Origin of the sequence: Pseudomonas sp. ES4, from assembly GCF_050586665.1 — a bacterium.
Lineage (GTDB): Bacteria > Pseudomonadota > Gammaproteobacteria > Pseudomonadales > Pseudomonadaceae > Aquipseudomonas > Aquipseudomonas frederiksbergensis.
The window spans coordinates 46760-55221 of the sequence record NZ_JBOBDO010000033.1 but is presented as its reverse complement, the minus strand read 5'-3'; the positions used below and the strand labels follow the sequence as shown (position 1 = coordinate 55221).

The following is an 8462-nucleotide window of genomic DNA, read 5'->3' as shown; positions in this document are numbered from 1 at the left end:
CATCCAACATCCCACCCGCACCATTGATAGCAATCAGCCTTCGAGCTTGCTTTTCAGCAGTTCGTTGACCTGTTGCGGGTTGGCCTTGCCTTTGGACGCTTTCATGGCCTGGCCGACGAAGAAGCCGAACATCTTGCCGCGTTTGGCTTCGTCTGCCGCGCGGTATTGTTCAACCTGTTCGGCGTTGGCCGCGAGCATTTCGTCCAACACTGCCGAGATCGCGCCGGTGTCGGTCACTTGCTTCAGGCCGCGCTTGTCGATGATCTCGTCCGCGCTGCCTTCGCCGTTGGCCATGGCTTCAAACACCACTTTGGCGATTTTGCCGGAGATGGTGTTGTCGGTGATGCGCAACAGCATGCCGCCCAGTTGCTCGGCCGAGACCGGCGACTGGTCGATGTCCAGGCCCTGTTTGTTCAACAGGCTGCCCAGTTCAACCATCACCCAGTTGGCCGCCAGTTTGGCGTCGCCGCCGATGCTCGCGACTTTCTCGAAGTAATCGGCTTGCTCGCGGCTGGTGGCCAGGACGCTGGCGTCGTAGACCGACAGACCGAACTGCGCCTGGAAGCGCTCGCGTTTCTGCGGAGGCAATTCCGGCAGAGTGGCGCGCACGTCGTCGAGGAACGAGTTCTCGATGACCACCGGCAGCAAGTCCGGATCGGGGAAGTAACGGTAGTCGTTGGCTTCCTCTTTGCTGCGCATCGGACGGGTTTCGTCCTTGTTCGGATCGTACAGACGGGTCTGCTGGATCACCCGGCCGCCGTCTTCGATCAGCTCGATCTGACGTTGCACTTCGGTGTTGATCGCCTTCTCGATGAAGCGGAACGAGTTGACGTTCTTGATCTCGCAGCGCGTGCCGAACTCAACCTGGCCTTTCGGGCGGATCGACACGTTGCAGTCGCAGCGCAGCGAGCCTTCGGCCATGTTTCCGTCGCAGATGCCCAGGTAACGGACCAGCGCGTGGACCGCCTTGACGTAAGCCACGGCTTCCTTGGCGCTGCGCATGTCCGGCTCGGAGACGATTTCCAGCAGCGGTGTGCCGGCACGGTTCAAGTCGATGCCAGTGGCACCGTTGAACTCTTCGTGCAGGCTTTTACCGGCGTCTTCTTCCAGGTGCGCGCGGGTGATGCCGACGCGCTTGACCGTGCCGTCTTCCAGCGCGATGTCCAGGTGGCCTTTGCCAACGATCGGCAATTCCATCTGGCTGATCTGGTAGCCCTTGGGCAGGTCCGGGTAGAAATAGTTTTTACGGGCGAACACGTTGTGCTGGCCGATCTCGGCATCGATCGCCAGACCGAACATCACCGCCATGCGCACCGCTTCCTGGTTCAGCACCGGCAATACGCCGGGCATGCCGAGGTCAACCAGGCTGGCCTGGGTGTTCGGCTCGGAACCGAAGGTGGTGGAGCTACCGGAAAAGATTTTCGACCGGGTAGTGAGCTGGGTATGAATCTCCAGCCCGATCACGACTTCCCATTGCATGTGTTTCTCCTCAGAAGCCGGTTGGGGTGCGGGTGTGCCAGTCAGTGTTCAACTGATACTGGTGCGCAACATTGAGCAAACGGCCTTCCTGGAAGTACGGGGCGAGCAATTGCACGCCGACCGGCAGACCATCGACAAAACCGGCTGGCATGGACAAGCCCGGCAGGCCGGCGAGGTTGGCGGTGATGGTGTAGACGTCTTCCAGGTACGCAGCAACCGGGTCGCTGCTTTTGGCGCCAAGCTTCCAGGCCGGGTTTGGCGTGGTTGGGCCGAGGATGATGTCGACCTCATTGAAGGCCGCCATGAAGTCGTTCTTCACCAGGCGGCGAATCTTCTGCGCCTTCAGGTAGTAAGCGTCGTAGTAACCAGCGGACAACGCGTAGGCGCCGACCATGATCCGGCGCTGCACTTCCGGGCCGAAACCTTCGCCACGGGAACGCTTGTACAGGTCTTCCAGGTTTTTCGGGTCTTCGCAGCGATAGCCGAAACGCACACCGTCGAAACGTGACAGGTTGGAAGACGCTTCTGCCGGAGCGATCACGTAGTACGCAGGGATCGCGTGTTGCATGTTCGGCAGGCTGATTTCCTTGACCACGGCACCGAGCTTTTTCAGCTCTTCGACACTGGCCATGACCAGGTCGGCGATGCGCGGGTCGAGACCGGCGCTGAAATACTCTTTAGGCACGCCGATGCGCAGGCCTTGCAGCGAACCGTTGAGGCCGGCGCTGTAATCCGGCACGGGCTCGTCGATGCTGGTGGAGTCTTGCGGGTCGAAACCGGCCATGCCTTGCAGCAGGATCGCGCAGTCTTCGGCGGTGCGGGCCAATGGGCCGCCCTGATCGAGACTGGACGCGTAGGCGATCATGCCCCAGCGCGAAACGCGACCGTATGTCGGTTTCAGACCGGTCAGGTTGGTAAACGCGGCGGGCTGGCGGATCGAGCCGCCGGTGTCGGTCGCCGTGGCGGCCGGCAACAGGCGAGCGGCCACGGCCGCGGCCGAACCACCGGACGAACCGCCGGGCACGTGTTCCAGGTTCCACGGGTTTTTCACTGCGCCGTAGTAGCTCGACTCGTTGGCCGAACCCATGGCGAATTCGTCCATGTTGGTCTTGCCCAAGGTCACGGCACCCGCGGCGGCCAACTTGGCAACGACAGTGGCGTCGTACGGTGCTTTGAAGTTGTCGAGCATCTTCGAGCCGCAGCTGGTGCGGATGCCCTGGGTGCAGAACAGGTCTTTGTGGGCAATCGGCGCACCGAGCAGGGCGCCGCTCTCACCATTGGCCCGGCGTGCATCAGCGGCTTTCGCCTGCTGGAGCGCGAGGTCTTCGGTGAGGCTGATGAAACTGTTGAGCTGCGGATCGAGCTGGGCGATACGCGCCAGCAGGGTTTTGGTCAGCTCTTCGGAAGAAAACTTTTTATCGGCGAGACCGCGGGCGATCTCGGCCAGAGTCAATTGATGCATTGCAGGCTCTTTCCCTTTAGTCGATGACTTTCGGAACCAGGTACAGGCCGTTTTCGACCGCTGGTGCGATGGACTGATAAGCCTCGCGATGATTGGTCTCGGTCACGACGTCCGCACGCAGGCGCTGGCTGGCTTCCAGTGGGTGGGCGAGCGGCTCGATACCGTCGGTATTGACCGCCTGCATTTCGTCGACCAGCCCCAGAATGCTGTTCAGGGCCGAAGTGATGTGTGGAAGATCGGCATCATCAAGGCCAAGACAGGCCAAATGAGCGATTTTTTCCACGTCGGAGCGTTCAAGCGTCATGGGATTCTCCAGTGGAAGGAAAACAGAACGGATGCTATCCGTGTGTTAGATTGTCGGAACACTACCGCATTTCTACGGTCATAAGGCCGCGATTGTGGGGGTTGGTGCACAGAAAAGCGGCCAATTTAACATATTGGCGCCTTGCCCAAAATCCCTGTCGTTGTTAGAGTTTGCCGCACTTTTTTACCCACGCGTTGCCTAGGGTCCTTTCCCCATGTTCAAGAAACTGCGTGGCATGTTTTCCAGCGATCTCTCCATTGACCTGGGCACTGCCAACACCCTTATTTACGTGCGCGAGCGCGGAATCGTTCTGAATGAGCCATCGGTTGTGGCTATTCGGACACACGGTAACCAGAAAAGTGTCGTTGCTGTCGGCACCGAGGCCAAGCGCATGCTCGGCCGTACGCCGGGCAACATTGCTGCCATTCGTCCGATGAAGGATGGCGTGATCGCCGACTTCAGCGTTTGCGAAAAGATGCTGCAGTACTTTATCAACAAGGTTCACGAAAACAGTTTCCTGCAGCCTAGCCCTCGTGTGCTGATCTGTGTTCCATGCAAGTCCACCCAGGTTGAGCGTCGTGCCATCCGTGAGTCGGCCCTCGGTGCCGGTGCCCGTGAAGTGTTCCTGATCGAAGAGCCAATGGCGGCTGCGATCGGTGCCGGCCTTCCGGTTGAAGAAGCTCGCGGCTCGATGGTTGTCGATATCGGTGGCGGTACCACCGAAATCGCACTGATCTCCCTGAACGGTGTGGTTTACGCTGAATCCGTACGGGTTGGCGGCGACCGCTTCGACGAAGCGATCATCACTTACGTGCGTCGCAACTACGGCAGCCTGATCGGCGAATCCACTGCCGAGCGCATCAAACAGGAAATCGGTACTGCCTACCCGGGCGGCGAAGTTCGCGAAGTCGACGTTCGTGGCCGTAACCTGGCCGAAGGCGTTCCGCGCGCATTCACCCTGAACTCCAATGAAGTGCTGGAAGCTCTGCAAGAGTCCCTGGCCACCATCGTTCAGGCCGTGAAAAGTGCACTGGAGCAATCGCCTCCGGAACTGGCTTCCGATATCGCCGAGCGTGGTCTGGTACTGACCGGTGGTGGCGCCTTGCTGCGTGACCTCGACAAGTTGCTGGCCCAGGAAACCGGTCTGCCGGTGATCGTTGCCGAAGACCCGCTGACCTGCGTTGCTCGCGGCGGTGGCCGTGCGTTGGAAATGATGGATAAACACACCATGGATCTGCTTTCCAGCGAATAAGTCGCCGGATCGCCTCTATGCTGTTGGCGCGCAGGCAGCACTTTGCAGTGCTGCCTGTTGGCGTTTATCTTCTGTCAGTCTGCATCCAGGCCGGTTTGATGCCGTATGAATAAAGAGAACATTTGCCTGGGAGGAGCGGCTTATTAAACCGCTTTTCACCAAAGGGCCTTCACTGGGCGTGCGCTTGTTGGTGCTGGTCGTGCTATCGGTCGCACTGATGGTGGTCGATGCCCGCTTCACACTGCTCAAGCCAGTGCGTAGCCAAATGTCGCTGGCACTGATGCAGTCTTACTGGATCACTGACCTGCCGCAGCGGCTATGGCAGGGTGTGGCCAGCCAATTTGGCAGCCGGACCGAGCTCGTCGCCGAAAACGAAAAACTCAAAACCGAAAACCTGCTGTTGCAGGGCCGCATGCAAAAGCTTGCAGCCCTCACCGAGCAGAACGTTCGGCTGCGCGAGTTGCTCAACTCCTCCGCGCTGGTTAACGAGAAGGTCGAAGTGGCCGAACTGATCGGCATGGACCCCAACCCCTTCACCCACCGCATCATCATCAACAAAGGTGAGCGCGACGGCGTGGTCCTCGGTCAGCCGGTGCTCGATGCCCGTGGCCTGATGGGCCAGGTGGTCGAGTTGATGCCGTACACCTCTCGTGTGCTGTTGCTGACTGACACCACTCACAGCATTCCGGTGCAGGTGAACCGCAACGGTCTGCGGGCGATTGCCAGCGGCACCGGCAACCCGGAACGCCTGGAGCTGCGTCACGTGGCCGATACCGCCGATATCAAGGAAGGCGATCTGCTGGTCAGCTCCGGTCTGGGTCAGCGGTTCCCGGCGGGTTACCCGGTGGCGACGGTCAAGGAAGTGATTCACGATTCCGGTCAGCCGTTCGCAATCGTGCGCGCCGTGCCGACCGCCGCCTTGAACCGCAGCCGTTATCTGTTGCTGGTGTTCACCGACGGCCGCACAGCCGAAGAGCGCGCCAACGAAGCTGCCCAGGCTCAAGAAGCCTTGGACCAGCATGGTGGTGGCCCGATCATTCCAGCGACAGTACCGAAACCTGCCATCGTCCCGGCTGCTGTTGCTGCGCCCGTGACTGCGGTGGCGCCGACGGCTGCCCCGGCTGCCGCAACCCCGCCCAAACCTGCGGCAACTCATCCTGTCGCTGTGAAACCTGCTGCCAGCAAGCCGCCCGCGGCGCAACCTGCGGCGGCTAAACCGCCGGCCACGCCAGCCGCTGCTGTGAGGCCTGCTGCCAAACCGCCTGTTTCTGCGCCGGCTACCACTGGGGGACGAGAATAATGGTTGGTGCTACTGCCTCCCGAAACGGCTGGATAGTCTGGCTGACATTCGCCATAGGCCTGCTGCTCAGCGTTTCGCCGCTGCCGCAATTCATGGAAATCCTCCGTCCACTGTGGCTGGCCTTGCTGCTGGCATTCTGGGCGTTGGCCATGCCGCAGAAGGTCGGGATGGTCACCGCGTGGTGCCTGGGCCTGGCCGAAGACGTGCTTTATGGCACGCTGCTGGGCCAGAACGCGTTGATCCTGACGCTGATCACGTACCTGGTGCTGGCGCTGCAACAGCGCCTGCGCATGTTCCCGATGTGGCAACAGAGCCTGGTGATCCTGGTGATCTTCGGCCTCGCGCAGCTTGTTCAACTGTGGCTCAGCGCCCTGACCGGCAATCGTCAGCCGACGCTGGCGCTGGTCTTGCCGGCACTGGTCAGCGCATTGCTCTGGCCCTGGATCAGCTACGGTTTGCGCGGTTTGCTTCGACGCTACAAAATCAATTAATTCGGTCAGGCATTTGCCCGCACCTCGACAGGGAGATGTCTGGATGAAACAGCTTTACCTTGCCTCAGGCTCACCGCGTCGACGTGAGCTGCTTACGCAGATCGGCGTGCCGTTCTCCGCCGTCAGTGCGGACATCGATGAAACCCCTTTGGAAAATGAGACCCCGTCGGCCTATGTCGAGCGCCTGGCGCGCGGAAAGGCCGAGGCCGGACGCGGCGCGCTCGTGTCCGACGCAGATTCTTGTGTGCTGGGCGCCGATACCGCTGTGGTGCTGGACGGGAAAATTCTCGGCAAGCCGGTGGACGAAGCCGAGGCGTGCGCCATGCTTATGATGTTGTCCGGGTGTGAACATGAAGTCCTGACGGCGATTGCGGTACTCGACGGTGAGCGTTGCGAGTCTCGGGTGGTGCGCAGTCTGGTGCGCTTTCGTAGCATCAGTCGCGCCGAAGCGTTGGCCTACTGGGCCAGCGGCGAGCCGCAGGACAAGGCCGGCGGCTACGGCATTCAAGGGCTCGGCGCGGTGTTTGTTGCCGGCCTCAATGGCAGTTACTCGGCGGTGGTCGGGTTACCGCTGTGCGAAACCGCTGAGCTGCTCGGCCATTTCGGCATACCCTGTTGGCAAACCCTTAACGCGCGTTGAGCGTCGTACTGACAAGATGCGGCCATTATCGTGAACATGCCTGAACGAGACCCTGCCATGAGTGAAGAGATCCTGATCAACATCACGCCGATGGAATCGCGCGTGGCGGTGGTTGAAAACGGTGTTCTGCAAGAGGTCCACGTCGAGCGCACGCAAAAGCGCGGGATCGTCGGCAACATCTATAAAGGCAAGGTCGTGCGGGTATTGCCGGGCATGCAGGCGGCCTTCGTCGACATCGGCCTGGACCGCGCCGCTTTCATTCATGCCTCGGAAATCTCCCTGCGCGAAGGCCCGGCGGTCGAGAGCATCAGCGCTCTGGTTCACGAAGGCCAGAGCCTGGTGGTGCAAGTCACCAAGGACCCGATCGGCTCAAAAGGCGCACGCCTGACGACTCAGTTGTCGATTCCATCGCGTTATCTGGTGTACATGCCGCGCACCGCACACGTTGGCATTTCGTTGAAGATCGAAGACGAAGCCGAGCGCGAACGTCTCAAACAAGTGGTCACCGATTGCGTGGCCAAAGAAGGTATTCAAGAAGTCGGTGGTTTCATCCTGCGTACCGCTGCCGAAGGAGCTGGTGCCGATGAAATCCTCATGGACATTCGCTACCTGCGTCGTCTCTGGGATCAGATCAACGAGCAGATCAAAACCATCAGCGCGCCGAGTGTGATCTACGAAGACCTCGGCCTGGCGCTGCGCACCTTGCGTGACCTGGTGAGCCCGAAGATCGAGAAGATCCGGATCGACTCCCGGGAAACCTTCCAGAAAACCACACAGTTCGTCGCCGAGCTGATGCCGGAAATCGCCGATCGTCTTGAGCATTACCCGGGCGAGCGGCCGATCTTCGACCTGTACGGCGTCGAAGACGAAATCCAGAAAGCCCTGGAACGCAAAGTCCCGCTGAAGTCCGGCGGTTACCTGGTGGTCGATCCGGCGGAAGCCATGAGCACCATCGACGTCAACACCGGGGCGTTCGTCGGTCATCGCAATCTCGAAGAAACCATCTTCAAGACCAACCTCGAAGCTGCGACCGCCATTGCTCGCCAGCTGCGCCTGCGCAACCTGGGCGGGATCATCATCATCGACTTCATCGACATGGAAGATGAAGAACACCAGCGTCAGGTGCTGCGCACCCTCGAGAAGCAACTGGAGCGCGATCACGCCAAGACCAACATCATCGGCATCACCGAGTTAGGCCTGGTGCAGATGACTCGCAAGCGCACCCGCGAAAGTCTTGAACAAGTACTGTGCGAACCGTGCAGCAGCTGTCAGGGACGCGGCAAGCTGAAGACCCCGGAAACCGTTTGCTACGAGATTTTCCGCGAAATCCTCCGAGAAGCTCGCGCCTATCAGGCGGAAGGCTATCGTGTATTGGCAAACCAGAAAGTGGTCGACCGTTTGCTCGATGAAGAATCGGGCAATGTCGCCGAACTCGAAGGTTTTATCGGACGCACCATCCGGTTCCAGGTGGAAACCATGTATTCCCAGGAACAATACGACGTGGTGCTGCTCTGAATCGCTGTCTTTCAACCCG

At 60.2% G+C, this 8462-nt stretch carries 8 protein-coding genes; 5 read left to right on the top strand and 3 right to left on the bottom strand.

What is annotated here, in order from left to right; all coding sequences use genetic code 11:
* Nucleotides 1–33: 33 nt before the first annotated feature.
* Genes gatB through gatC form a run of 3 tightly spaced genes read right to left on the bottom strand, consistent with a single transcriptional unit; the run spans nt 34 to nt 3245 of the window.
* Nucleotides 34–1479 (bottom strand): Asp-tRNA(Asn)/Glu-tRNA(Gln) amidotransferase subunit GatB, encoded by a 1446-nt coding sequence (gene gatB, locus ACQ4OB_RS25655; protein ID WP_074873768.1) that lies wholly within the window; start codon nt 1477–1479, stop codon nt 34–36.
* Nucleotides 1480–1489: 10 nt separating this feature from the next.
* On the bottom strand, nt 1490–2941 hold the full coding sequence (gatA, locus tag ACQ4OB_RS25650) for an Asp-tRNA(Asn)/Glu-tRNA(Gln) amidotransferase subunit GatA (protein ID WP_074873769.1): 1452 nt from the start codon (nt 2939–2941) through the stop codon (nt 1490–1492).
* A 16-nt stretch (nt 2942–2957) separates the two neighbouring features.
* Nucleotides 2958–3245, bottom strand: coding sequence for an Asp-tRNA(Asn)/Glu-tRNA(Gln) amidotransferase subunit GatC (gene gatC / locus ACQ4OB_RS25645; RefSeq protein WP_074873770.1), 288 nt, complete (start codon nt 3243–3245; stop codon nt 2958–2960).
* A gap of 214 nt (nt 3246–3459) precedes the next feature.
* Here gatC and mreB point away from each other — a divergent pair, with 214 nt between their 5' ends.
* From mreB to rng, 5 genes are all read left to right on the top strand, one after another.
* On the top strand, nt 3460–4497 hold the full coding sequence (mreB, locus tag ACQ4OB_RS25640) for a rod shape-determining protein MreB (protein WP_002555108.1): 1038 nt from the start codon (nt 3460–3462) through the stop codon (nt 4495–4497).
* A gap of 142 nt (nt 4498–4639) precedes the next feature.
* A complete protein-coding gene (mreC, locus tag ACQ4OB_RS25635; protein WP_430956700.1) occupies nt 4640–5797 on the top strand; it encodes a rod shape-determining protein MreC in 1158 nt (385 codons plus the stop codon).
* Entirely contained in the window at nt 5797–6288 is a 492-nt protein-coding gene (gene mreD, locus ACQ4OB_RS25630; protein ID WP_074873774.1) for a rod shape-determining protein MreD, read from the top strand. The genes mreC and mreD overlap by 1 nt, the downstream gene beginning before the upstream one ends.
* Nucleotides 6289–6331: 43 nt before the next feature.
* Nucleotides 6332–6928 (top strand): Maf family protein, encoded by a 597-nt coding sequence (locus ACQ4OB_RS25625; protein WP_430956699.1) that lies wholly within the window; start codon nt 6332–6334, stop codon nt 6926–6928.
* Nucleotides 6929–6985: 57 nt separating this feature from the next.
* Nucleotides 6986–8443 (top strand): ribonuclease G, encoded by a 1458-nt coding sequence (gene rng, locus ACQ4OB_RS25620; RefSeq protein ID WP_074873778.1) that lies wholly within the window; start codon nt 6986–6988, stop codon nt 8441–8443.
* Nucleotides 8444–8462 lie beyond the last annotated feature (19 nt).